The sequence below is a fragment of the Paenarthrobacter ureafaciens genome, assembly GCF_004028095.1.
Lineage (GTDB): Bacteria > Actinomycetota > Actinomycetes > Actinomycetales > Micrococcaceae > Arthrobacter > Arthrobacter ureafaciens.
Window position 1 is genome coordinate 1,166,853 of record NZ_SBHM01000007.1, and the last position, 22,543, is coordinate 1,189,395.

The 22,543-nt window shown below is 62.2% G+C and carries 25 protein-coding genes; 15 read left to right on the forward strand and 10 right to left on the reverse strand.

Annotated elements, in window-relative coordinates; all coding sequences use genetic code 11:
• Positions 1-17: 17 nt before the first annotated feature.
• The 4 genes from AUR_RS09675 to AUR_RS09690 are packed head-to-tail and all read left to right on the forward strand — an operon-like array spanning position 18 to position 2,821.
• Positions 18-491, forward strand: coding sequence for a 3-methyl-2-oxobutanoate hydroxymethyltransferase (locus tag AUR_RS09675; RefSeq protein ID WP_139126720.1), 474 nt, complete (start codon positions 18-20; stop codon positions 489-491).
• A complete protein-coding gene (locus AUR_RS09680) occupies positions 488-1,294 on the forward strand; it encodes a 3-methyl-2-oxobutanoate hydroxymethyltransferase (RefSeq protein ID WP_062098685.1) in 807 nt (268 codons plus the stop codon). The genes AUR_RS09675 and AUR_RS09680 overlap by 4 nt, the downstream gene beginning before the upstream one ends.
• Positions 1,295-1,304: 10 nt before the next feature.
• Positions 1,305-2,153 (forward strand): alpha/beta fold hydrolase, encoded by an 849-nt coding sequence (locus AUR_RS09685; protein ID WP_062098687.1) that lies wholly within the window; start codon positions 1,305-1,307, stop codon positions 2,151-2,153.
• Positions 2,153-2,821, forward strand: coding sequence for a 2,3-bisphosphoglycerate-dependent phosphoglycerate mutase (locus AUR_RS09690; RefSeq protein WP_062098689.1), 669 nt, complete (start codon positions 2,153-2,155; stop codon positions 2,819-2,821). The genes AUR_RS09685 and AUR_RS09690 overlap by 1 nt, the downstream gene beginning before the upstream one ends.
• Here AUR_RS09690 and AUR_RS09695 read toward each other — a convergent pair.
• Positions 2,818-3,765 carry a substrate-binding domain-containing protein gene (locus AUR_RS09695; RefSeq protein ID WP_062098695.1) on the reverse strand — a complete coding sequence of 316 codons (948 nt, stop codon included), beginning with the start codon at positions 3,763-3,765 and terminating at the stop codon, positions 2,818-2,820. The two genes, AUR_RS09690 and AUR_RS09695, sit on opposite strands and share 4 nt — an antisense overlap.
• Positions 3,766-3,864: 99 nt before the next feature.
• Between AUR_RS09695 and AUR_RS09700 the strand changes: the two genes are divergently transcribed.
• From AUR_RS09700 to AUR_RS09710, 3 genes are read left to right on the forward strand one after another with little or no spacing between them, the layout of a single operon-like run.
• Entirely contained in the window at positions 3,865-5,013 is a 1,149-nt protein-coding gene (locus AUR_RS09700; RefSeq protein WP_062098698.1) for a zinc-dependent alcohol dehydrogenase, read from the forward strand.
• Positions 5,013-5,720 (forward strand): 4-carboxy-4-hydroxy-2-oxoadipate aldolase/oxaloacetate decarboxylase, encoded by a 708-nt coding sequence (locus tag AUR_RS09705; protein ID WP_062098702.1) that lies wholly within the window; start codon positions 5,013-5,015, stop codon positions 5,718-5,720. Before AUR_RS09700 ends, AUR_RS09705 begins: the two co-directional genes overlap by 1 nt.
• Positions 5,717-6,712, forward strand: coding sequence for an amidohydrolase family protein (locus tag AUR_RS09710; protein WP_062098703.1), 996 nt, complete (start codon positions 5,717-5,719; stop codon positions 6,710-6,712). The genes AUR_RS09705 and AUR_RS09710 overlap by 4 nt, the downstream gene beginning before the upstream one ends.
• Before the next feature lie 87 nt (positions 6,713-6,799).
• On the opposite strand, the gene AUR_RS09715 is transcribed toward AUR_RS09710, so the two are convergent.
• The 4 genes from AUR_RS09715 to AUR_RS09730 all read right to left on the reverse strand — a co-directional run bounded on the left by AUR_RS09715 (position 6,800) and on the right by AUR_RS09730 (position 10,755).
• Complete coding sequence (locus tag AUR_RS09715; RefSeq protein WP_062098704.1) at positions 6,800-8,062, reverse strand: NAD(P)/FAD-dependent oxidoreductase; 1,263 nt, start codon at positions 8,060-8,062, stop codon at positions 6,800-6,802.
• Positions 8,063-8,322: 260 nt separating this feature from the next.
• Positions 8,323-9,039 (reverse strand): FadR/GntR family transcriptional regulator, encoded by a 717-nt coding sequence (locus AUR_RS09720; RefSeq protein ID WP_062098705.1) that lies wholly within the window; start codon positions 9,037-9,039, stop codon positions 8,323-8,325.
• Between the two features lie 120 nt (positions 9,040-9,159).
• Positions 9,160-9,807, reverse strand: a complete 648-nt coding sequence (locus tag AUR_RS09725; RefSeq protein ID WP_062098706.1) for an isochorismatase family protein — start codon at positions 9,805-9,807, stop codon at positions 9,160-9,162.
• 30 nt (positions 9,808-9,837) lie between these two features.
• Complete coding sequence (locus AUR_RS09730) at positions 9,838-10,755, reverse strand: polysaccharide deacetylase family protein (RefSeq protein ID WP_206616236.1); 918 nt, start codon at positions 10,753-10,755, stop codon at positions 9,838-9,840.
• A 224-nt stretch (positions 10,756-10,979) separates the two neighbouring features.
• Between AUR_RS09730 and AUR_RS09735 the strand changes: the two genes are divergently transcribed.
• From AUR_RS09735 to AUR_RS09750, 4 genes are all read left to right on the forward strand, one after another.
• On the forward strand, positions 10,980-11,753 hold the full coding sequence (locus tag AUR_RS09735; protein WP_062098708.1) for an ABC transporter permease: 774 nt from the start codon (positions 10,980-10,982) through the stop codon (positions 11,751-11,753).
• The gene (locus AUR_RS09740) at positions 11,750-12,523 is read left to right on the forward strand and encodes an ABC transporter permease (protein ID WP_128397135.1); all 774 of its coding nucleotides are present in this window, start codon (positions 11,750-11,752) and stop codon (positions 12,521-12,523) included. Before AUR_RS09735 ends, AUR_RS09740 begins: the two co-directional genes overlap by 4 nt.
• Complete coding sequence (locus AUR_RS09745; protein ID WP_062098711.1) at positions 12,513-13,370, forward strand: ABC transporter ATP-binding protein; 858 nt, start codon at positions 12,513-12,515, stop codon at positions 13,368-13,370. Before AUR_RS09740 ends, AUR_RS09745 begins: the two co-directional genes overlap by 11 nt.
• A gap of 78 nt (positions 13,371-13,448) precedes the next feature.
• Complete coding sequence (locus AUR_RS09750) at positions 13,449-14,390, forward strand: ABC transporter substrate-binding protein (protein WP_062098713.1); 942 nt, start codon at positions 13,449-13,451, stop codon at positions 14,388-14,390.
• A gap of 19 nt (positions 14,391-14,409) precedes the next feature.
• Here AUR_RS09750 and AUR_RS09755 read toward each other — a convergent pair whose 3' ends face one another.
• Positions 14,410-16,326 (reverse strand): helix-turn-helix domain-containing protein, encoded by a 1,917-nt coding sequence (locus AUR_RS09755; protein WP_062098715.1) that lies wholly within the window; start codon positions 16,324-16,326, stop codon positions 14,410-14,412.
• Between the two features lie 147 nt (positions 16,327-16,473).
• On the opposite strand from AUR_RS09755, the gene AUR_RS09760 reads away from it, so the two are divergent.
• The 3 genes from AUR_RS09760 to AUR_RS09770 are packed head-to-tail and all read left to right on the forward strand — an operon-like array spanning position 16,474 to position 18,899.
• The gene (locus tag AUR_RS09760; RefSeq protein ID WP_062098717.1) at positions 16,474-17,289 is read left to right on the forward strand and encodes an N-acyl homoserine lactonase family protein; all 816 of its coding nucleotides are present in this window, start codon (positions 16,474-16,476) and stop codon (positions 17,287-17,289) included.
• A 9-nt stretch (positions 17,290-17,298) separates the two neighbouring features.
• Positions 17,299-17,748, forward strand: a complete 450-nt coding sequence (locus tag AUR_RS09765; RefSeq protein ID WP_179011362.1) for an FmdB family zinc ribbon protein — start codon at positions 17,299-17,301, stop codon at positions 17,746-17,748.
• The gene (locus tag AUR_RS09770) at positions 17,745-18,899 is read left to right on the forward strand and encodes an alcohol dehydrogenase catalytic domain-containing protein (RefSeq protein WP_062098719.1); all 1,155 of its coding nucleotides are present in this window, start codon (positions 17,745-17,747) and stop codon (positions 18,897-18,899) included. The genes AUR_RS09765 and AUR_RS09770 overlap by 4 nt, the downstream gene beginning before the upstream one ends.
• Positions 18,900-19,250: 351 nt before the next feature.
• On the opposite strand, the gene AUR_RS20840 is transcribed toward AUR_RS09770, so the two are convergent.
• The 4 genes from AUR_RS20840 to AUR_RS09790 are packed head-to-tail and all read right to left on the reverse strand — an operon-like array spanning position 19,251 to position 21,132.
• Positions 19,251-19,388 (reverse strand): LacI family transcriptional regulator, encoded by a 138-nt coding sequence (locus AUR_RS20840; RefSeq protein ID WP_164888673.1) that lies wholly within the window; start codon positions 19,386-19,388, stop codon positions 19,251-19,253.
• Between the two features lie 45 nt (positions 19,389-19,433).
• A complete protein-coding gene (locus tag AUR_RS09780; protein WP_062098724.1) occupies positions 19,434-19,775 on the reverse strand; it encodes a DUF202 domain-containing protein in 342 nt (113 codons plus the stop codon).
• Between the two features lie 15 nt (positions 19,776-19,790).
• Positions 19,791-20,147: a YidH family protein gene (locus AUR_RS09785; protein ID WP_062098726.1), complete on the reverse strand. Its 357-nt coding sequence runs from the start codon at positions 20,145-20,147 to the stop codon at positions 19,791-19,793.
• A 25-nt stretch (positions 20,148-20,172) separates the two neighbouring features.
• Positions 20,173-21,132, reverse strand: coding sequence for a formylglycine-generating enzyme family protein (locus AUR_RS09790; protein ID WP_082694460.1), 960 nt, complete (start codon positions 21,130-21,132; stop codon positions 20,173-20,175).
• Between the two features lie 99 nt (positions 21,133-21,231).
• Here AUR_RS09790 and AUR_RS09795 point away from each other — a divergent pair, with 99 nt between their 5' ends.
• Positions 21,232-22,488 carry an ROK family transcriptional regulator gene (locus AUR_RS09795; protein WP_082694459.1) on the forward strand — a complete coding sequence of 419 codons (1,257 nt, stop codon included), beginning with the start codon at positions 21,232-21,234 and terminating at the stop codon, positions 22,486-22,488.
• The last annotated feature ends 55 nt before the right edge of the window (positions 22,489-22,543 follow it).

Consider the following 22,543-nt stretch of genomic DNA (forward strand, 5'->3'; position numbering starts at 1 on the left):
CAAGCGTTCCACGTTCAGTGCCCGCGGGTCCGAGTTCATGCGCCCGGGCGGCCACCACCAAGGAAGCGGCCTTTCGGATTGACTACCCGCTGTCGGCCGCACGGAACACCCGCGTTGTCGCCTTCGACCACGAAGCCGAGCGCATCATCCGTTCCGCGGCCTTGCTCGACTGGGGCCAGGCCCGCTTCTTCTCCGTTGCCGACCCCGGCGGGGTGCTGTCCGAAATCGGCGCCTCGGATGTGTCCTTGGAAGAGGTCATGACCGACACCAACACGGTGATCATGGTCTCCACATCCGGGGAGAACGGGGCGGCGGTTGCCGCCGTCGGAAGCCTCGCCCGTGAGCGGGGCATCATGACGGCGGGCCTGGTTGTGACGCCCGGTGCGCTCACCAGCGATGCGCTCTTCCACCTCCGGCCCCACGCCAGGATCCTGCTGGTCCCGGCCGAAGAAGATGACCTGATTGAGCTGCTGAGGGCTACGCGCGCATGAGCACCATGACCATTCCCAAGCTTCAGGAGATGAAGAGGGACGGCAAGAAGAGTGCCTGCATCGTCGCCTGGGACTACCAGATGGCGCGGATCGCGGACCGTGCCGGTGCGGACATCGTCTCAGTAGGCGATTCCGTGGGCGTCAATCTCTGGGGGCACTCCCATCCGCTGGAGATCACCATGGACGAAATCCTGGTGGCAGCGAAAGCGGTCCGACGTGGTGTGGAATCCGCCCTCCTCAGTTGCGACTTCCCGTTCGGCCCCCTCCAGGAGGGGGCCAAGGGAGCAGTCGGCGCGGCTATCCGCTTGGCGAAGGAAGCAGGCGTTGACATGGTGAAGCTCGACGGCGCCGCGGACTTCCCCGAAGCAGTGGAGGCGGTCACCCGTGCCGGCGTTCCCGTCTTCGCGCAGTTCGGCATCACGCCGCAAACAGCCCTTAAGTACGGTGTGGCGTATTCGCAGGCCGAAGGGGCGGTGGTTCCGGACGAAATGGTGGAACAGTTCGTCACCGAAGCCAAGCGGCTCGAATCCGCCGGCGCCGTCGCCCTCAACTTCACCAACTCGGGTCCCGTGGTGGGTCCGGCGGTGGTGGACGCCGTTTCCATCCCGGTGCTGGGCGGTTTCGGCGGCGGGCCGTGGCTGGACGGCCGGATCAGGATGTCGACGGCGGCAGTCGGCTACAGCGCCAAGTGGATTGATGCTGAACCCACTACCTATGCCAATGTAGGGCGCATCGCGTATGACGCCCTGACCGAGTGCATTGCAGATATCCGCGGGGGACAGCATCTCCGCGGCCAAGGTTAGGAGGCTTGTTATGCCCGTCGTCGAAATTGACGGAATCCCCACGCGTTACGAAACCGTGGGCGACGGCCCTCCGTTGCTCATGTTCAGCCCGGGCGGATTCGACTCCACCTTGGAAAACTGGCTCACCTTCGGCAGGTACCGGGAGCTCGGTTTCGTTGATGCCTTCAAGGGCAGCTACACGTGCATCGTCTTCGACCGCCGTGAATCCGGGCAGTCCGGCGGGCGCCTGGAGCGCCTTACGTGGGATCGCTACGTGACCCAGGCGCTCGGGCTGATCGACCACCTCGGCTACGAGGCCGTCCATACGATGGGTGGTTGCGTCGGGTGCTCCACTGCGGCGGCCTTGGCCATCCGGCACCCGGACCGCGTGCGGAGCATGGTCCTGTTCTCCCCCGCTGGCGGGCCGCAGTACCGGATGGCCCAGCACCGCCGCTTCGGCCAGCATCTTGCCTTCGCCCTGGAACATGGGATGGGTGCCGTCGTCGAACTCGCCCGATCCAGCATGGTGGGCTTCAGCAAGGACCCGCGCCTGGGTCCGTGGGCGGCGCCGCTGCGCGGCAACGACGGGTTCGCGGCAGCCTATGCGGCCATGGACGTGAAGCAGTACGAGCTGATGGTCACCGGTTCCGTGCGGGGCCTGTTCGACCGGGACACGGTGCCGGGCGTCGAGGCCGAGGACCTGATGACCCTCCAGGTGCCGGGGCTGATTGTTCCCGGACAGGACAGCTCGCATGCGCCGTCGGCGGCGCGCTACCTCGAGGAATGCCTGCCGGTTCACGAATACTGGGATGTTCCGGTGGCCGAACAAACCCGGAGTACCGCCCCCGCCCGGATCCTGGCGTTCCTCGAGCAACACTGATGTCCAACCTGGTGCTGCTGCGCCATGGTGAGAGCACGGCGAATGCCGAGGATGTATTCGCCGGCTGGCTCGATGTTCCCCTCACCGCGCGCGGACGCGCGGAGGCCCGGCGGGCTGCGGCGGAGCTCGCCGGGCTCGCACCCGACGCAGTACACACCTCCGTCCTCAGCCGGGCCGTGGAAACGGCCCGGCTGCTGGCCGAAGAAGCCCGCTGGCCGCTCTCACCGAGCGCGTATTGGCGGCTGAATGAACGTCATTACGGCGCCCTGCAGGGCTTGGCCAAAGCTGACGCGAGGGCGCGTTTTGGCGAGGCCGAAGTGCAGTCCTGGCGCCGCGGCATCGACGGCCGTCCTCCCAAGACGGACGACGCCGCCTTGTCCGCCCAGCGGGCCGATCCCCGGTACGCTGCGTACCCCGAAGCGGCGGCTATCTCCGCTGAGAGCCTGGCGGATGTGGCGGTACGCATGGCGCCGTACTGGCGGCACATCCTCGCTCCCGAACTGCGCAGGGGCCGGACCGTGGTGGTGGTGAGCCACGGAAATGCCTTGCGCGCGCTGATGCATCTGTCCACCGGCGTGCCCCTGGAAGAAGCCACCCAACGCGAACTGCGCACGGCAGCCCCTGTGGCTGTCCGTGCGCAGTTGGACCCGCGGATGGAGAACGTTTAGCCCGTGAGGCCGCGGACCGGCTCGGCGAAGAGTTGGTCCAGTTTCACTTTCCTGGTCAGGATGTGCTGCCGGCTTGCTTGTTCCATGAGGTCCTCCAGGACTTCACGGTTGGGATCCACGCCGTACGGGAGGGGATCGTCCCAGCCGGTTGCATCCAGTACTTGGAGGTGGAGCCGATCGGCGGAGTCGGGTTCGGCCAGCGCCCCGGCCTTCAGGTCCGCAAGGTACTGCCGCTTGGATTCGGCGAAGGCTTCGAAGACGGCGACGGCAGCATCCGGGTGCGCTTCCAGGATCTCGTCCCGAATGACCACCAGGTGGTTGATCGGATAGAGACCTGTTGTCTGCAGGGCCGCGATTGCGGCTTGGTCTGCGTCGGGGATGAGTGTGACCAAGTCCGGGGAGCCGGGCTTGACGCCGATCGCGGCGTCGAGTTCGCCGTCGAGCACCATCTGTTCCAGCGTCCTGCCGGACGGCGCGGAAATAACATTCGACGGCGGCACGTAGTTTTGGACGTGTTCGTCACCGGAGAGGACCCACGTCACTGAGTCCAGATCAAGGCCGTACTGGTTGGCCATGATGGCGCGGGCCCAGACGCCGGTGGTTACCGTGTACCCGCGGTTCACACCGACGCGTTTGCCGGCAAGCTGTCCGGGGTGGGTGAGGCCCGAGTCGCGTCGGACCACAATCGCGTTGTGATGGAATCCCCGCACCAGGAAGATCGGGAGCGCGGTGAACTTCACGCCGTGTTCCTTGGCCGTCAGGTAGGTCGTTAACGCCATTTCGCTGACGTCATAGGCCAGTTCGCGGACCATCCGGCGAAATCCCTGAACGAGGACCGGCATTTCCTGAAACTCCAGAGGGAATCCTTCAGGCACAACGGTTCCGTCCTTGAGGCGGCGGTTGTTCCCTTGGGTCCTGCTGAGGGCTGACAGTTGAACGGGCACGGCGGGCTCCTCTTTCTATGGCAAGCATGGATACCTGCATGGTAGATTGGTCTAACCATTTTGCCAAGGCTTAGCAGCCGTGCTCAAAGGGAGCCAAAGATGTCTGAGAAGGTGCTGGCGGCGGTTCGGGTTGCCCCGGGAACCACCGCAATGCGCGAGTTTGACCGGCCGAAGATCGACGATGAGTCGGCCCTGTTGAAAATTGAGGTTGCAGGTATCTGCGGCACTGATGTGAAGCTGTATTCCAATCCGCCATCGACTGCGGCCACCCAGGGTCCTGTGATCATGGGGCACGAGAATGTCGGCATCATTGTGGAGGCCGGCGAAAAATTCAAGAAGCGCCAGGGACTCGAAGAAGGTGACCGGGTGTTCGTGGAACACTATGTCGCCTGCTTCAGCTGCGAGTGGTGCCGCATTGGCGAGTACCGCCACTGCGAGGCCACCGACTGGCGAACCAACCCGGATGCGCGCCGCTTCGGTTACACCTCGGCCGACTTCCCCGGCATGCTGTGGGGCGGTTTTTCACAGTACATGTACCTGCCGTGGAACGCGGTACTTCACAAGATCCCGGACACCATCACAGCGGAGGAAGCCGGCTTGGTCATGCCCCTCTCCAACGGCATTGAGTGGGCTCTGCTGACGGCGGGAATCGGGTACAACGACACCGTGCTGATCCAAGGGCCGGGCCAGCAGGGCCTGGCGCAACTCGTCGCGGCCAAGACAGCCGGCGCCGCGCAGGTGATCGTTTCCGGGACCACGCGGGACAAGGCGCGCTTTGAGCTTGCCAAGGAGCTGGGCGCCGACGCCGTCGTGGACGTCCTCACCGAGGATCCCCGCGAGAAGATCATGGACCTCACCAACGGACGCGGCCTGGACTACGTCCTGGACTGCACGTCCCGCGCGGGCACCGCACCGGTGCTGCTTGGCGTTGACGTCCTCAAGCGCCGGGAAGGCACCCTACTCATCCAGGGTGAACTGGCCGCCTTCCCCGAGTTCCCGGTGAAGAAAATTACCGAGAAGGCGATCACCATCAAGTCCGCCCGGGGCCACTCCTTCAACGCCTGCGAACTCGCCGTGAGCCAGCTCGCTTCACGGCGCTTCCCCTTGGAGAAACTGGCTACCCACCGTTACGGCATCGACCAGGTGGACCATGCCATCCGCGTCCTAGCCGGTGAAACCGATGAGGATGCCATTCACGTGTCCATGATGCCCGACCTGGTGGGCCAGCCCGGCGGAGCGGTGCGCTGATGGCCGGGCTCGTTGTCACCAACCCGCCACGCGCCGAACGCGCCGTCGTGGACGCTTTAGCCGGCTACGGCGTAGCCACCGTCCACGAGGCCCAGGGCCGCGAAGGACTGCTGGGCTCGCACATCAACCCCGTGCAGACGGGAGCCCGGATTGCCGGCAACGCCGTCACCGTCACGGTCACCCCGGGCGATAACACCACCATCGGCGTCGCCGTCGAGCAGTGCGGCGACGGTGATGTGCTGGTGGTGGCACCCACCGCCCCGTGCGACATGGGCTACTTCGGAGATCTCCTTGCCACCTCGCTCAAAGCGCGCGGGGTCCGCGGCCTGGTCATCGAAGCAGGAGTACGCGACGTGGCCGACCTTCAAGAGATCGGCTTCCCGGTGTGGTCCAAGGCGGTTTCGGCGGAAGGAACCGGCAAGGGAAGCTTGGGCGACGTCAACGTACCCATCTCGATCGCCGGCCGGATCGTCAATCCGGGTGATGTGGTGGTTGCCGATGATGACGGCGTTGTGGTGGTGCCGCGTCTGATGGCCGCCCAGGTCCTCGAGGCTTCCAAGGCCCGCGAGGAAAAGGAAGCGAGGGCACGTTCACGCTACCAAGCCGGGGAGATCGCCCTGGACGTCAACAACATGCGCCCGCTGCTTGAAAAAGCCGGCATCCGCTACATCTCCTACGAAGACTGGACACAGGAGGCCCGGAAATGATCATCGACGTCCACGGACACTACACCACTGAACCTGCGCAGTTGTTCGCCTTCCGCAAGGCCCAGCTCAACGGGGAGAAGACCACCCTCGCTCCCATCAGCGACGACGAGCTTCGCGACAGCGTGGAGCCCAACCAGTTGCGGGTCCTGCGTGAGCGCGGCGGAGACCTCATGGTCCTCTCCCCGCGGGCCTCGGGCATGGAACACCACGTCCCTCATGCGACTACCGCCAATGCATGGGCGCGGGCCTCGAACGACCTCGTGCACCGCGTGAGCGAAATGTACCCGGAGCACTTCGCCCCCGTGGCCCAGTTGCCCCAGACCCCTGACGGCAACTTCGCCGGCGTTATCGCGGAGCTGCGCCGGACCGTGACGGAACTCGGTTTCGTGGGGGCGAACCTCAATCCGGATCCGTCCGGGACCTGGGCCGGGAAGCCCATCACCGACGAGTCCTGGTTCGATCTTTATGAAGTCATCCAGGAACTCGACATCCCGGTCATGATCCACGTGTCCACTGCCTGCAACCCGAACTTCCACACCTTGGGCGCTCATTACCTAAACGCGGATACCAGCGTCTTCGTGCAACTGCTGCAATCAGACCTTTTCCACCGTTTTCCGGGGCTGCGCTTCGTCATCCCCCACGGTGGCGGCGCCATTCCCTATCACTGGGGCCGGTACCGGGGCCTTTCCATGCGCAACGGCTGGCAGGACCCGTCAGAGTTGCTGACCAACGTCTACTTCGACACGGCCGTGTACCACCAGCCCGGCATCGACCTGCTGACCCGCGTGGTTCCGGCCGGAAACATCCTCTTCGCTTCGGAGATGCTCGGTGCGGTGCGCGGTGCAGATCCGCAGACCGGGGTGGAGTGGGATGACACTTTGGTCTATGTGAAGAACGCGGGCCTGTCCCAGGAGGCTGAACGCCAAATCCTTAAGGAGAACGCCATCCGCGTCTATCCGGGATTGGCCGCACGCGTTCCGGTCACCCCCTGAATTACCGCTTTTAGACAATAGGCCCCTCACCTCCGCGGAGGTGAGGGGCCTATTGTTTACGCTGCTTTTCTTGGGCACCGCCGCGAATCAGACTGCAGCAGCCGCGGCGAGATCCCTGAGCGGCACGCTCACATCCCCGGCCAAGCCGGCTGGAATGGTTCCGCCCACCCCCAGGAGCTTGCGGACCACCATGTAGTCGCGAGGCGCGTTGACGGAGTCGATCGCAATCAAACAGCCGCTGGCGTAGTAAAGGACTGAGAACTGTTCCTCGCCCGGTTCACCACGGACTACCACTTGGTCGTAGCCGTTGGAGAGTCCGGCAATCTGCAGCTTCAGGTCCGCCTGGTCCGACCAGAACCACGGAACCGCCGCAGGCCCCCGCTTGCGTCCCATGAGCGTGGCGGCAGCGATCTGCGCCTGGGCTACGGCGTTCTGGACCGACTCGATCCGGTAGCGGCCCTCACCGGTGAGGGGATGCGGGAGCGTGGTGCAGTCACCCGCGGCCACGATGTTCGGATTGCTGGTGCGGGCCAGTGCGTCCACAACGATTCCACGATCGATTTCAAGGCCAAGACCTGCCGCCAGGTCCGTATTGGCCACGAGCCCAACGCCAACCAGTACGACGTCGGCCGGCAGCACCGTGCCATCGCCAAGCCGGACTCCGGTGACCCTGTTCTGATCGTTCCCCTCAATAGCCTCGATCGCTGCGGACAGGAGCACCTTGGTGCCTCGCCGCCGGTGCGCTGCCAGGTAAAACGCCGAGACCTCCGGAGCCACCGCACGGCCCAAGAGCCGGTCAGCGACGTCGACGACGGTCACGTCCTTGCCTGCGGCCCTCGCGGCAGCAGCCGCTTCCAAGCCAATGAAGCCGCCTCCGATGACCACAACGTTGAATGCCGCGTCAAGGCGGCGCCGGAGATCGTCTGCCTGCGCCATATCGCGCAGGACGCAGACGCCGTCGAGGTCTGCGCCCGGAATAGCGAGACGCCGCGGCGAGCCGCCCACAGCAAGAGCGAGCCGGCCGAACGGGATTTTCTCGCCGGTGCTGGTGATGGCCGCACCGCTCCCCGAAGAGGGGCCGTCCAGCTCGAGGTGCTGGATGTGGGTGGACAGGCGAAGCTCAATGCCCTTCCCCGCATACCAATCGGGGGATCGGAAACTGAGGGACTCGGCCGTGGCCTTGCCGGTCAGGTAGGCCTTGGACAATGGCGGGCGCTGGTAAGGTGCAACGTCCTCGTTGCCGACCAGGACGATGGGATCGGTGTCGCCGAATTCGCGCAACGACGAGGCAATCTGCAGGCCGGCTTGGCTGGCGCCGACTATAAGGGTTCCGCTGACGGAGTTGGTCATGTTGATCCTCCATTGGTTAGACCATTATACCGTAGCGCGGGCGCGCCGATATTGCGAGAGGGAGGCGCTGCTTTAAAGGAAAAAGTTTGTGGGACTACGGCGTACGAAGTCGCAGCTGACCGGCGCGGTTTGAGGGCGCGATTCAGAGGGCAAGCAGTTGCTTGCGGACGGTCGAGTACCGCGTGCCCCCACGAAGAGAAGCCGAGACCGACTGGCCTTTGCAGCACACCAACGCGGGGCCGGGAGCTGACCCGCGTTGCCTACGAGTTTGGCAGGACGCGGGCGGCCGTCCGGTTGAGGTGCTCCGTCATGAGCTTCCGGGCACCCTCAACATCGCGCGCCTGAATGGCCTCGGCCAGCTTGCGGTGCTCCGCGATGCCTTGCTCACCCATGGGCGCAGTAGTGTGCGACTCCTCGAGCGACATCCGCAATGGGCCGTTGAAGCTCTGCATCAGCATCTCGACCGCCGGATTGTGAGTGCATTGCGCAATGCGGGTATGGAACGCAGCGGAAAGCTCAACGTTGTACTTGCCGGCCTTAAGCGCCGCTTCAGCTTCTCCGACCATCGCAAAAAGAGCTGCAATATCTTCCTCGGTGGCACGCTCAACCGCCAAAGGCAGGGTGCCAAGCTCGACGATGAAGCGCGCCTCGGTCACGTCATGGGCCGTGGCCGGCGCCAGCGAGAGCAGATCAGCCAGGCCAACCCCCAAGCGCTCGGCTGACGGCGTGGTGAGGAATGCGCCACCGTGGGAGCCGACACGGATAGTCAACAACCCGTTCGTCTCCAGCACCCGTAATGCCTCGCGGACAGTTACGCGGCTGACGTTAAAACGCTGGCACAGTTCGCGTTCGCTGGGGAGCCGGTCCCCGGGCTGCAACTTACCGGCCCGGATGAGCACCTTGATCTGGTCAACAATGACCTGCGAGGCCCGGTCAACGTTGACAGGGAGGAAAAGATCCTCGGTGCTGGTAGCCATTGCCCCCCTGTCGACCGCCGGTCGGACGGTTCATCGAATGCGTAAGAAATAATGCGGGCCTTCCGCCGGTTGCGGCAGGACAACAGAGGAAATCATACAGCAATGGCCTAATGGATGGACTCATGCAGTGACTGCGTAGGCCTCCATAATGTCCTTGGAGCTCGCTACCTGCCCGTACTTGGCATTCATCTCGAAAAGGCTAACGTCGTGGCTCAGCTTCGCGCGGTCGAAGACGGCATCCTCGGCGATCACTACCGGCCAACCGTGGGAGTGCCCATCCACTACGGAAGCCCGCACGCATCCGGATGTGGTGCATCCGGCGACAACGAGGCTGTCCACTTTCTGCTTGACCAGCAAAGCGGCCAACGGGGTTCCGAAGAACGCGCTGGCGCGGGGTTTGGCAATGACGGCCTCCCCGGGAAGAGGTGCGAGCATGTCAGGAATTTCCGCGATTTCCGAGTGGCTGGATTGCCTCTCATCGACGGGGCGCGTCAGAGCGCCACCCAGGATTCCCGAGTCTCCCACTGTATAGATCACTGGAAAATCCTTCTCGCGTGCCCACTCGATCAGTTCCTTTATATGAGTCAGCGCGGACCAGCCTGCGGGGCCGCAACTGAGTGGGCGGTCCGCAATTGATTCCTCCAGGGACAGGCCGCGTTCACCGAGGAAGGCGGTGACAACGTCAATGATCAGGAGCGCCGGCCTCTGGCCCGCCTCAACAGCACGTTCCGCCGAAGCGCCGAACCCCTTGTAGGCTTCGTCGGACATTACGTCTCTCCAAGAGTGCATTTACTTTCCCTAATGTGTGGAGTTGGTTTTGTGGATGTGGTGGCCCCGCTGCGGCAGGGATGCCGGACAAGCAAGCTGGTAATGACGGGCGATTTCGTCGCTGGTAGTCAGCCAGACATCGGGCTGGCTGGTGATGAAACTTAGAATCAAGTCCAGGTACTTTGTCCGGTGCGGCTGGCCGCTTATAAAAGGATGCAGGGGCAATGCCATAACCCGACCACCTTTATCCGAGTCCTTACTAAGCTGTTCGTACTGGTCAATTGCCATGCGCGAGAACTCGCCCGCACTGACCGCGCCGCCCAGCATCCTCACATCGTTAACTTCGAAGGAGTACGGGATGCTCAGCATCCCCGGCACGTTGAGGTGAAAAGGCTGGTCATCCGCAGGCCAGTCCAGCAGATAGCTCACTCCAAGTTCGCTGAGGATCCTCGGAGTATCGGGTGTTTCAGTGGCATTGGGCCCCAACCACCCCTTGGGTCGCGAGCCCGTGTGCAGGGCGATCGTGTCCATCACTCCGCTGAGGTAGTCCAACTCTTCTGCAGGCGACATGCCCGCCTGCAGCGTGGAATTGTTACGGCCGTGGGCAAGCCAGGCCCACCCCCGCTCCCTGCCTGCATCGATTACCTGCGGATAACGACTGCAGACGTCCGAGTTCAACAGGGCGCTGGCGCGTAGCCGGTATCGGTCAAGGGATTCGATAATTCGCCAAATCCCCACCCTCATGCCGTAATCCCGCCAACCGTGATTGAGCGGATCAAGGGGGAGGCCCGCGGACCCGGGCGAAATTGATATCGACCGCTTTCCCAATTCGAAATGCTCAATATTGAGGCCTACATAAAATGCCACCCGCTTGCCGCCGGGCCACTCAAGAGGAGGTCGATCGACGATTGGACTGTAGTCATAAAGCTCTTGCTCGATTGTTATCACCTTCGATTCCCCGACCTGCCGCGCCGGACCACACTCTCTCAAGTAGCTAAACGCCTGTGACCTATTGCACCGCGTTCACTTTGATCATACCATTCGTTGGTTAGACCTTTCCAAAGGGAAGGTCAAGTCAAACCGCTGTCACCACGAAAGAAGCCAATGAATCCACAACCAAGTCCCTCGCCATTGCCGGCGGGACCGCCGTCACGGGACCCAGGGGGTTTGCCATGAAAGCCCGAAAGCAGGTGCTGGGTCTCGCCGGGATCGCGGGGTTCCTGCTGCTATCCGAACTGAGTTCCCGTTCAGGGCTTGTGGACTCTCGGTTCATGCCACCCGCCAGCGACATCGTGGGCGCGCTTATGGGCAATCTGGTGCACCACAAGTTCTGGATTGCGGCAGGACAGACGATGCAGGCGTGGGCGATCGGCCTGGCCATTTCCCTTGTTTTGGGTGTCCTCCTTGGATTCGTCATCGGGTCTTCAACCGTTCTTCGCCGCCTGACCAATTCCACAGTGGAGTTCCTCCGACCGATTCCCTCGGTTGCGTTGATCCCGCTCGCGGTGTTGCTGTTCGGCGTAAAGATCGAGTCGTCGCTGATGTTGATCATCTACGCGTCGTTCTGGCAGATCTTCATTCAGGTTCTCTATGGCGTGGCTGATGTGGACAACATCGCAATGCAAACGGCCCGGTCTTATGGACTGAATTCCTTGGCCCGGATCCGGCATCTCGTTTTCCCCACCACACTGCCGTACCTGATGACCGGCCTTCGCTTGGCCACAGCCGTCGCCTTGATCCTGGCCGTGACCGCCGGCCTCGTCATCGGCTCCCCTGGATTGGGCCGCGAGATTGCCCTGGCCCAGTCCGGTGGCGCGGTTCCGGAAATGTACGCCCTGGCTGTAGCCACCGGCCTCATTGGCGTGGGCATCAATATTGCCATGCGGAAGGTGGAACGGCGGGTCCTGTCCTGGCACTCATCGGTCCGGTCGGAGGCGATTGCATGAACATCCTGAAGCGTTTCCTCTATGCAAGTGCCCTGCCTGTGGTCCTGGTCGCGATCTGGTGGGCAACGAGTTCCACCTCAACGAACTTTTTCGTCCCCAAGCCCGCCCCTCTCGTTTCGACGTTTGTAGAGACCTGGGTGGGAGAACGAATCTTCTCGGACGTGCTGCCGAGCATCGGCCGGCTGCTGGCGGGAGTTGCTATGGCAATCCTGCTCGGAGTCCTTTGTGGGCTGCTCATCGGCTCCGTCCGTTGGCTGCGTGAACTGACTGAACCGATCCTGGAATTCTTCCGCGCCATTCCGCCACCAGTTCTGGTGCCGGTGCTCATCCTCCTGTTGGGGGTCAACGATTCCATGAAGGTAACCGTGATCGTCTCCGGCTGCATATGGCCGGTGTTGCTCAACACCATCGAAGGCGTCCGGGCAATTGATTCGGTGTTGGCGGACTCGGCACGCACCTACGGGATCACCGGCCCGGCGCGGGTTCGGCACCTCGTCCTGCCTTCCGCGTTGCCGCAGATCATGGCCGGCATCCGCCAATGCCTCTCTCTCGGATTAATCCTCATGGTTATTTCCGAAATGTTCGCCTCATCCTCGGGGCTCGGCTTCACCATCGTCCAGTTCCAGCGGTCCTTCGCAGTTCCGGAGATGTGGTCCGGCATCGTGCTCCTGGGCCTCATCGGCGTCGTCATGTCATTCATCTTCCAGTGGGCCGAGCGGCGAGTGCTGCGTTGGTACCACGGCTTGCGAGAGGTAGAAAATGCAGCCTGAATCCATCTATGCCACACCCGGTTCGCAAAAGAATGCCCTTCCAACCGAACGTGCAATGCTCTCCGTTCGCGGGCTCAAGAAGGTCTACCAGACCGACGGCGGTGAGATTGAAGCCGTGCGGAGCCTGAACTTCGACCTCCGCCCAGGGGAACTGGCATGTCTGGTGGGTCCCTCCGGTTCAGGGAAGACCACCTTGCTCAAGTGCATCTCAGGGCTGATGTCCCCGACCGCCGGCGAAGTCCGCTTGAATGGCGAGCCTGTCGTCGGGCCTCCGAAGAAGATGGCCGTCGTGTTCCAGGAATATGGGCGGTCCCTCTTTCCGTGGATGCGGATCCGTGAAAACGTCGAGCTTCCTTTGAAAAACCAAGGCGTGCCCAAGGCTGAGCGTGACCGGCTCGTTGAAGAGGCCCTCGAAGCCGTGGGATTGTCGCACGTGCCGCTTTCCTACCCTTGGCAGCTGTCCGGCGGCATGCAACAGCGCGTTGCGATTGCCCGGGCCATCGCCTACCAGCCGGAGGTCCTGCTCATGGACGAGCCCTTCGCAGCGGTGGACGCACAGACCCGCGCTGATTTGGAGGACCTTATCCGGACGGTCTGGAAGAAGCTGGGTGTGACCGTACTCTTCGTCACCCACGACATCGATGAATCTGTCTACCTGGGCGAACGCGTCATCATCCTCTCAAGTTCCCCCACCGTCGTCCAGGAAGACCTTGTCATAGACCTGCCCGCGGAGCGCGACCAGCTAAATACCCGCACACTGCCCCGCTTCACGGAGCTCCGGCATCACGTCTACGAGCAGATCCAGCTCGCCAAGAAGGGCCACCGCCCCGCGGGCGGGGGCGTGTGAACGGGTTCCTCGCCTAGCGTCAACGATTTCCTTTGCAGTGCCCCAAATTTTTCGAACCCGCATCTTAGGAGCAAACCCTTGAATAAACGTTTCCTCGCACTCGCTGCCCTCTCCGCGTTGTTGTTGAGCGCTTGCGGAGGTCCGGAAGAACCTTCCGCCAACGCACCGACAAAAGTCACCGCCGGAGTCATTCCCATTGTGGACTCAGCACCCATTTGGCTCGGAAAGTCCAAGGGCTTTTTTGAAGAAGAAGGCCTTGACCTGGACATCAAGACAGGATCCGGGGGCGGCGCCATCCTCCCCGCAGTCGTCTCCGGAAGCTACGACTTCGGCATGGGAAACACGGTCTCTGTCCTTCTGGCCCGCGACAAGGGCATCGACGTGAAATTCGTGAGCAACGAGGCCACCACGGCCGGAGCGCCCAAGTCCCAGGCAGTGATCGTTCCCAACGACTCCCCCATCAAGAAACCTGCGGACCTTGCCGGCAAGACCGTCGCCGTGCTTGGCATCTCGGGTTCGGTGGATACCACCATCAGGGCCCTGGTTGACGCTGACGGGGGCGACTCAAGCACCATGAAATTTGTCGAGATTGCGCCTTCCGAGGTCCAGGCCGCTGTTGAAAAGAAGCAGGTCGACGCCGGCTGGATCCTGGCACCGTTCCTGCAGAAGGCCGTCGCGGAGGGCAGCCGGGTAGTTTCATATAACTTCTCCGAGTTCTCTCCGAACTTCACGTTGGCCGGCTACTTCGCCACGAACGACACCGTCAAGAACCGACCAAAAGTAGTGGAGTCGTTCAATAAGGCCCTGGCCAAGTCAGTGGCATACGCGCAGGAACACCCGGATGAGGTCCGCCAAATCGTCACCACGTACACCAAGAACACCGTTGAGCAGCTGGAATCGATGGACCTTCCCACCTTCACCGTGGACTTTGACATGGAAGCGGAAGGCAAGCTGGCCGACGTCGTACATAAGTACGGCATGGTGAAGCAGAAGCCGGAACTCGGGGACATCTTCCCCTAATCCCGCCGGTGCTGGACGCTCAGCGCCCTGCACTGCCTGCGGTCTGGAGGTGCCAGATCCGCAGGCAGAGATGGATGTCCAGTTGACGGGTGGAGTCGAGCCAGTCTCCACCCATCAACAGGGCGATGCGTTCAAGGCGTTGTTTGACGGTGTTGCGATGGATGAAGAGGCCTTCTGCTGTGCGGGCAATGCTGTGGTTTGTTTCCAGGAAAGTCCAGGCCGTCCGGGTCAGCTCGGTGTTGTGCAGGGTGTCGTGCTTGATGAGCGGTTCGATCTGGGAGTAAAAGTCTTCTTGGTCCTCGTTTGAGTGGAGCGCGTTGAGCAGCAGGCCCAGGTTCCCAAGATGGTTTCCATCGAGGAGTTCGCCCTTGCGGCCGAGCACCAAGAGGCTGGAAAGGGCTAGCTCAGCCTGCCGGTGGGCTTTCTTAATGCCCGCGAGTCCGTTGGCCGTGCTGGCGTGTCCTGCAGTTGCGGGGACGTTGGATTCCTTCAATCTTGTCATCACCGACTGCGTGATGTTGCGGCTTCCCGATGCCAGAAGGTAAGTACGGGAGCCGCGGCGTGCAATCAGGGCTTTCACTGGTCCCAGCCCCTCACGGATGATCTTCTCCACCCGTGCGTAGTCCGCTCCGCCGGAATCGAAAACCGCCACGGTCATTCCCCCGGCTGCGGGGACGCCAAAGCGCGCCGCTCTTTGCTGGATGAGTTCCAGCGGAACATCACGGTCGGAGATGAGGTCATCGAGGACTTCGAATTGAACTCGTTGGGCAGAGTCGTGCATTGCCTGGTCAAAAAGACGCAGAACCGTCAGGAAAACGGCCAATCGCTCGGCGATCGTGCGTTGGCTGTCGGTGAACGGGCCCCTGGCTACCAGGGTGGCCAGATGCGTCGACCCGGCTTTGGCTGTGATGAGGACGAGCTCTGATTGAGCAACTGTGAAGGCGTACGGGCGCCCGGAGGCCAGTGCTTGAACCACACCTGAAGCGAGGGCGCGTCGTCCATCGTCCCCCATAAGGGTGGCGCTGAAGGGGACTCCTCCCTGCTGTAGTGAGGTTCCATGCTCTTCCTCGAGGACTCCGTTTGCTGCGTCCAATATCAGGACGTCCGTTCCGAGTATCTGCCGGGAGAGGGCAGCGAAGCCTTCCAGACCGTTTCCCTGGACTACGACCTCAATGAACCTTTCGTCCAGGTCGATGAGGCTTTGAAGGACACCCATCTCCTCGAGCCTGGTGCGGTTCTCATTGCCCAGGCGCTGGAGAGCGGACGCAGCGTCCGCAAAGCGCCGGGCGTTGTCGATGGCAACTGCGGCATGCTTTGCGCCTGTGTCCACCAGGTCAACAAGTTCGGGCGGGTACGTCCGGGGGCGCCGGTCGGCGATCAGCAGCGCACCGATGACTCTGCCGTAGATCTGAAGCGGAACCCCAAGTATTGCCCGTACTCCCTCCTTGGCCACAATGGCATCGATGTGGGGCAGACGGGAGAGGCCGTCATCGGTGAGGTAGTCGGTGGTTTGGTAGGGAGCAAGCCCGGCAGCAGCCTTACCCAGAACGCCGGTTCCGATCGGCATCCGGATTGTCCGGTAATCCTCGGTGGCGACGCCGTCGGACTTCCGGATGTAGGTTTCGTTCTGGTCGTAGTCGTTGAGGCTGATGTATGACATGTCGCTTCCGGCGAGGACACGGGTGCGTTTGACGATTGCCAGCAACACCGCCTCGACATCCCTGATCCCCGTCAGGTCCGTAGCCGTGTCATGCAGCGCCCTGAGCAAGTCTTCGCGCTGCCGCTGTCCACGCAGGAGGGCGTTGATGTTGCGGGCGGCCTGGGCAGCCCGTGCCGTGATTTCATGGCGCGCCAAGGCCTCGTCCAAGGCTTTGGACAGGTCATCGTCGGCGATGCCGGCTTCGATGCGTTCCAGCCACAATCCGGTGGTTTCCATACCTGCCCCTTTGATTCTTCCGTCCAAAGTGTAGCGAAACAGTTCAAAGTGCACTTCCTAGGCAGCAGACAGTGGCCGTGAGTGACATATGCGGGCTGTGATGCAGTGCATAACCTCGATGTAGAGCTTCCAAAAGAAAGGATCGTCATGGGCGACGATATGAAACTGCATGTGCTCTCCAGCGGGGTCATGGAATGCGACCACACGTGGCTGCTCCTCAAGGGCGGGACCACCATCATGGACCGCAATCATAAGGACGCGCCTCCGGCGTGGGGTGACTGCCCCACGCACGCGGTGTTGATCGAGCATCCCGAGGGCAGGGTACTTTGGGACACCGGAGTTCCCCGCGACTGGGAGACGCGGTGGGAGCCCACCGGGTTCCAAGACTTTTTCCCCGTCAAAGAAGATCCGTCGGGTCCGGGATACCTTGATTCAGCACTCGCCGAGCTGGAGCTCGAGCCGAGCGACATCGATATCCTCGTCCTCTCGCACCTTCATTTCGACCACGCGGCCAACGCCAAAATGTTCGACAACGGCAAGACCCGCATTATCGCGAGCAGCGATGAAATCCAGGGCGTACAGGGCATCTCCGGCGCGTTCCAAGGGGCACATCTGGTTTCGGACTTCGACGGCCTCAACCTCGAAGCGGTGTCCGGTGATGCTGAGATCCTTCCGGGAGTGAACGTTATCGCAACCCCGGGTCACACCTGGGGAACAATGTCCTTGCAGGTGGACCTCCCCAATGACGGAACAAAGATTTTCACATCTGATGCCGTCTACCTCGGAGCCAGCTGGGGTCCTCCGGCCGTCGGCGCAGCCATTGTCTGGGACAACGTGAAGTGGCTCGAATCCGTGGACAAGCTGCGGGGCATAGCCCAACGCACCAACGCGGAGGTCATCTTTGGCCACGACCCCGAGCAGCGCAAGACGCTGCGGTTCGCACCAGACGGCTACTACTCCTAGAGAGACATCATGATCCTTTACGACGTTAAATGCGCGGAGGGCCACCGCTTTGAAGCAGCCCTGAAATCCATGTTCGACGACACCCCGCCCTGCCATGAATGCGGTGCCCCGACGGGAAAGATTCCTGCAGCCATCAGGCTCTCAGGGACCGCGAACGCAGGCCCGTCGCGGGACCAAATGCCTAACACATGGCATGGGATCCGGCGAGGAGACCCGGAAATGGTGCGCGGTTGGCATCGGCTGATGTCCAAACGGGAAAAGCTTGAAGAAAAGTACCCGGAGCTTGCCGGGGACCGGAGGCCGGTCCTCGCCCATGAGGGAATCTTCGAGAACGCCCCGCTGCGGGCGGGAGACCCCCTTGCGGGCAAGGTGGCCGAAGCGACCTACAACCCATCGCAATCTGCCCGGCCGGAAGCAACGCGCCCCATCCCATCCAAAGGAAAAGAAGCGGACAAATGAAGATCATCGGCGCAGTTCTTGAAGGAACAGGCCTTCCACGGCCGTTCGCTGAATCCCGGCCCATCACCATCTCCGAGCTGGATCTGGGCGAGCCCGGCCCCACGGAAATCCTGGTCCAGTTGGAAGCCGCAGGCATCTGCCACTCGGATTTGAGCGTTGTCGACGGCAACCGGGTACGTCCCACGCCGATGCTGCTCGGACACGAAGCCGCCGGACGCGTGGTCGGGATGGGAACAGGGGTCACGGACCTTCAAACCGGCCAACGGGTGGTCATGTCGTTCCTCCCTCGATGCGAGGACTGTGACAACTGTGCAGAGGACGGCCGCCTGCCCTGCACTACGGGCTCCAAAACGAATGGCGAGGGTGTCCTGCTGCATGGATCCGCCCATCTGAGCCGCGAAGGAGAACGGGTCTTCCACCACCTCGGCGTTTCAGGCTTTGCCACTCACGCAGTTGTCGACAGGGCCTCTGTGGTACCCGTTGATGACGACGTTCCTGCGGATATCGCAGCAGTGCTCGGATGCGCCGTGCTCACCGGCGGCGGCGCGGTTTTGAACGCCGCCCGCCCCAAACCGGAAGACAGCATCATGATCGTCGGGCTCGGCGGGGTGGGAATGGCCGCACTGATTACCGCTGTTTCCCAGAACGTTTCACGGATCGTCGCCGTCGACACGCTCGAGGAGAAGCTCGAACATGCCCGGCGCCTCGGCGCCAACGAAACCTACACCCCGCAGCAGGTACTTGAGCAGGGCATAAAGGCCAAGTACGTCATCGAATGCGCAGGAAACCCCAAGGCCTTCGAAACCGCGTTTGCCGCAACCGCGGTAGGTGGGACGACAATCACCGCCGGGCTGCCGTCGCCCGATGCCCGCGCCCAGATCCCGCCCATGACCATCACGGCCGAAGCCCGGACAATCGTGGGCAGCTACCTTGGGTCAGCCGTACCGTCACGCGATATCCCGCAGTACGCCCAACTATGGCGGGAGGGCAGGCTCCCCGTCGAGGAACTCATCACCACCCGAATCCGCTTGGCGGACATCAATCTGGCCATGGACCAATTGGCTGAGGGAAAAGCTGTTCGGCAAGTCATCATTTTCAACTCCGAAAGTGATGGTCCTGCGGTACCGAAAGCCGAAACCTGCGTTTCCTGAAGACCCAGATTAACCGGAGGAATATCATGGCCCGCGGCCGCCCGCTCTTACGGCACGAACAGCCCAAGGCAGAGCGTCACAGTCCGACGCCAGTGCCGCCAAACGATGCCGAGTACGTAAGGGACTGGGCGCAACTGGCAGTGGGCGAAAAGGTACACATCCGCCAAGAAAAAAGGACCGAACTGACCGGTCACGTGGATGCGGTGACTGACGACGGAGAAATTCTCTGGGTCCAATTGCTGGCCGGTGCCGGGCGGAGACTATTCATACGTTCCGAAGGCAGCCAGTTGTGGCGTGTGATGGTTGATGTCGATCGAGCCCAGGCTCTGATCTGGGAAGGATAGTCCTTGGCTACGATTCCCTGGCGCTTCCCCGGACGATGAGTTCGCACGGGAAGGCCACCCGCTTGGTGGGCTGCCCAGGTGTGTGAATCCGTTCGACCAGCATCCTGGCGCCAATGCGGGCCACCTCCCGGCTTGGCTGGCGCACGGTGGTCAGGCTGAAGGAGTCCAGGTTAGGTTTATGACGCGCTTCCTAGGGACCTCCCGTTGAGGCAAAGACCGCGGCTGCCAGGACGATCACGACCCCAGCTGCCGCTTTCGGAAGGACTGCCGGGGCAGGAGCCGGGGACTTCATCAGCTGACGCGCTCTTGCCAGGATGCACAACGTCAGGACCAGCGTAGCCAGGGATGCAGCACACGCGGCTACTCCCAGTGCATCCGTGTTTGATGCTGCCGCTGACGAAGCCGTGAGCCATGCGCGACCAATGAGGAAGTCGGTGACGACCAGCGTCAGGACAGTCCGGCGCCAGGCAAGGAGCGTGCGTTCGGGCTGCAGCCCCGGATCCCTTGCAGGTGGCGCTGGTTCAGTTAACATGCAGGTGGCGCTGGTTCAGTTAACAAAGAGAATGAGGGCAGAGAAGACAGCGGCTGATCCGGCGACGATGATGGTCATTCCCATCATCAGCCAGGAGTGTGGCAATTCTCGGTTGTGGCGCATCGCGCGTTCCTGGGCGGACCAACGGTTGTACGCCTGGGTGGCCAGCAAGGCTCCGGCTGCTGCAAGGATGACGCAAAGACCAGAGCGTATCGGCGCCGGTGCGACATTGGGCGCGAGCTGGTCCAAGGCTACTGCTCCCGCCATGATGGCCAGCGCCGTTCGTATCCAAGCGAGAAAGGTTCTCTCATTGGCAAGTGAGAAGCGGTAATCCGGCGTCGCCCCTTGCCGGCGCCAGCGGGGCTCTTTCATTTGCTGCCCTGTTCAGTGCGGGCCGTCACTGGGTCACCTGTGTTTTCCGAGCGGCAGTGCGAAAGCCAGTGTTCCCGCTGGAGGATTCAGGTGTATTGGAGCTGCGGGCAGCGACGCGGTAACGGTTGCAGTATGAGTCGTGGCATAGGTAGGAGCCGCCACGCATTACCCTTCCCGAGCCGATCGTGGGTCCCTGAGGTGAGTGCTTCGGTGAGTTGCGGTAGTACTTGGGCAGGAACCAGTCAGAGCACCACTCCCACACATTGCCACTGACTTCGTAAAGACCGAATCCGTTGGGTGGGAATGACATTACCGGGGCGGTACCAAGGTGGCCGTCGTCTCCGGTGTTCTTCGTAGGAAACGTCCCTTGCCAGATGTTGCACATGTGCATCCCCTCGGCACCCAAGAGCTGGTTGCCCCAAGGGAAACGCCGTTGGTCCAGGCCGCCCCGCGCCGCGTATTCCCACTCCGCCTCGGTGGGGAGTCTGCGGTCAGCCCAAGCGCAGTAGGCCAACGCGTCATTGTGGGAGACATGAACGACGGGGTGATCGCCCATGTGTGACCAGTGTGACGACGGGCCACCAGGGTGTGCCCAGTCGGCACCCCGGACGTTCAGCCACCAAGGTGTTCCTGCGGCGACGCCGAGAATATCCTTTCGATCCGCCTCCGCCAAGAGATGAAATACGGCGGAGGATCCAAAAATCTCGGCTTCCGTGCGGTAACCCGTGGAGTCCACGAACGCAGCGAATTGATGGTTGGTAACAGCAGTTGAATCGATGCGAAAAGCATCGAGGCTCACTTCATGGACGGGGGCCTCTCCATCGGCGGAGTATCCTTCATCAAATGAGTCACCCATGCGGAACGTGCCTGCCGGGATTGATACTTCTGCCCGACGGGGAGCGCGGTCGGCGAGTCTCAGATTGGTGACCGGCCTGCTGGGGCCCTGGCGGGAGGGTGAGCAACAGCCGCGGGATTTTTCCTTCATTTACCCTCCGGTGAAATCGCAGTCAGCCCTTTAGTGGGAGACTATAGTTAAGTTGCGTCATATAACAAAACCATACCTCCCGGTTCGTTAGGAGCACCTATGCACAAGCTGAACGCACAGGCCCGACAAGCAGGCGCCCAGCCCGCCGGGGAGGGAGCGGCCCCACCTAGCCTCGTCGACATCCGCCGACATAACCTGTCAGCGACATTGAGGTCGGTGCGCGATCGAGGGCGGGTAACCCGGGCAGAGCTGGTAGCGGAATCCGGACTGAATCGAGTTACGGTCCTGAACCTGGTCAGCGAACTTGAACAAATGGGACTCATTGAAGAGGTCGGCCTGGCCTCAACCGGCCGGTCGGGTCGGCCGGCCCGCGTACTCGAAATGAGTGACAGCCACCTGGCCGTGGGCGCGTTGGAGCTGAACGTTGACCACCTGTCACTCAAGTGCACCTCCCTGCAGGGAAGGGCCGTATTTCTCGAGCGGCAGGACGTGTCCGCAAGTGAACACACACCAGAGTACGTTTTGGACTTGGCGGCGGACATGATCAAGCGGGGTGCAGCCGCCGCAGCCACCGAAGGCATGCGGATAGTACGCGTAAGTATCGGCTGTCCGGCGTTCGTAGATAACGCAGGCGGCGTGGTCCTGAAATCGCTCAGCTTGAATTGGGTGGATGTTCCCGTCGTGCGGGAACTTGAAAAACGATTCGAAGGAACCGCCGTATTCACGTTGGACAAGCTAGCCGACCTGGCCATCCATGCCGAACGTCGCCAGCATGGGGTGCCCGCAGAGGAAGGCATTCTTTTGCTCTACGGCGAAATGGGCGTTGGCGGCTCCTTCCAAAAGAACTCGGAAATTCTCCGCGGCGACGCCGGCATGGGCGGGCAATTCGGCCACCTGACGGTCAACCATGACGGCCCGCCATGCTACTGCGGTCGCAGCGGATGCTTGGAGACCTACGTGGGCGTGGGGCCGCTCTCAAAAGCCCTGGAAGACGCCGGCGTCCGTCGTTCATCGTCGGCGGCAGTCAGGGTAAGCGAGGCCCTGTCGGCAGTGGAGGCCGGAAGCCGCCCTGCGGCACGCGAGCTGGCCAGTCAGGGAAGATGGCTCGCGCGGGCCGCATCCACACTAACGGCCATATTCGATCCAAGATTGATTATTTTGGGCGGGTATTTGACGCAGTTGGCGCCCCTACTGACGCCAACCTTCACCGAAGAACTCACCCGGACCAGCAGCGGGGAGTTCCTGCACGACACAAAAACTGTCGTGTCACAACTTGGCATAAACGCTGTTCTGGACGGCGGTATTGACACAGCCATCGAAGCGCTCGTCCGTTCTCCTTGGACTGTTTCGACCTAGAAACTTTGTATTGACAATGTGAGGCACGTCTCCTAATCTGAGTTTAGTTACATCA

What these genes read in the sequence shown, in the direction of transcription:
- AUR_RS09725 (WP_062098706.1), bottom strand. Translation starts at nt 9,807, where the DNA reads ATGTCCGACGAAGCCTACAAGGGGTTCGGCGCTTCGGCGGAACGTGCT.
- AUR_RS09700 (WP_062098698.1), top strand. Translation starts at nt 3,865, where the DNA reads ATGTCTGAGAAGGTGCTGGCGGCGGTTCGGGTTGCCCCGGGAACCACC.
- AUR_RS09690 (WP_062098689.1), top strand. Translation starts at nt 2,153, where the DNA reads ATGTCCAACCTGGTGCTGCTGCGCCATGGTGAGAGCACGGCGAATGCC.
- AUR_RS09715 (WP_062098704.1), bottom strand. Translation starts at nt 8,062, where the DNA reads ATGACCAACTCCGTCAGCGGAACCCTTATAGTCGGCGCCAGCCAAGCC.
- AUR_RS09745 (WP_062098711.1), top strand. Translation starts at nt 12,513, where the DNA reads ATGCAGCCTGAATCCATCTATGCCACACCCGGTTCGCAAAAGAATGCC.
- AUR_RS09755 (WP_062098715.1), bottom strand. Translation starts at nt 16,326, where the DNA reads ATGGAAACCACCGGATTGTGGCTGGAACGCATCGAAGCCGGCATCGCC.
- AUR_RS09680 (WP_062098685.1), top strand. Translation starts at nt 488, where the DNA reads ATGAGCACCATGACCATTCCCAAGCTTCAGGAGATGAAGAGGGACGGC.
- AUR_RS09760 (WP_062098717.1), top strand. Translation starts at nt 16,474, where the DNA reads ATGGGCGACGATATGAAACTGCATGTGCTCTCCAGCGGGGTCATGGAA.
- AUR_RS09765 (WP_179011362.1), top strand. Translation starts at nt 17,299, where the DNA reads ATGATCCTTTACGACGTTAAATGCGCGGAGGGCCACCGCTTTGAAGCA.
- AUR_RS09795 (WP_082694459.1), top strand. Translation starts at nt 21,232, where the DNA reads ATGCACAAGCTGAACGCACAGGCCCGACAAGCAGGCGCCCAGCCCGCC.
- AUR_RS09780 (WP_062098724.1), bottom strand. Translation starts at nt 19,775, where the DNA reads ATGTTAACTGAACCAGCGCCACCTGCAAGGGATCCGGGGCTGCAGCCC.
- AUR_RS09790 (WP_082694460.1), bottom strand. Translation starts at nt 21,132, where the DNA reads ATGAAGGAAAAATCCCGCGGCTGTTGCTCACCCTCCCGCCAGGGCCCC.
- AUR_RS09785 (WP_062098726.1), bottom strand. Translation starts at nt 20,147, where the DNA reads ATGAAAGAGCCCCGCTGGCGCCGGCAAGGGGCGACGCCGGATTACCGC.
- AUR_RS09710 (WP_062098703.1), top strand. Translation starts at nt 5,717, where the DNA reads ATGATCATCGACGTCCACGGACACTACACCACTGAACCTGCGCAGTTG.
- AUR_RS09685 (WP_062098687.1), top strand. Translation starts at nt 1,305, where the DNA reads ATGCCCGTCGTCGAAATTGACGGAATCCCCACGCGTTACGAAACCGTG.
- AUR_RS09735 (WP_062098708.1), top strand. Translation starts at nt 10,980, where the DNA reads ATGAAAGCCCGAAAGCAGGTGCTGGGTCTCGCCGGGATCGCGGGGTTC.
- AUR_RS09770 (WP_062098719.1), top strand. Translation starts at nt 17,745, where the DNA reads ATGAAGATCATCGGCGCAGTTCTTGAAGGAACAGGCCTTCCACGGCCG.
- AUR_RS09720 (WP_062098705.1), bottom strand. Translation starts at nt 9,039, where the DNA reads ATGGCTACCAGCACCGAGGATCTTTTCCTCCCTGTCAACGTTGACCGG.
- AUR_RS09705 (WP_062098702.1), top strand. Translation starts at nt 5,013, where the DNA reads ATGGCCGGGCTCGTTGTCACCAACCCGCCACGCGCCGAACGCGCCGTC.
- AUR_RS09740 (WP_128397135.1), top strand. Translation starts at nt 11,750, where the DNA reads ATGAACATCCTGAAGCGTTTCCTCTATGCAAGTGCCCTGCCTGTGGTC.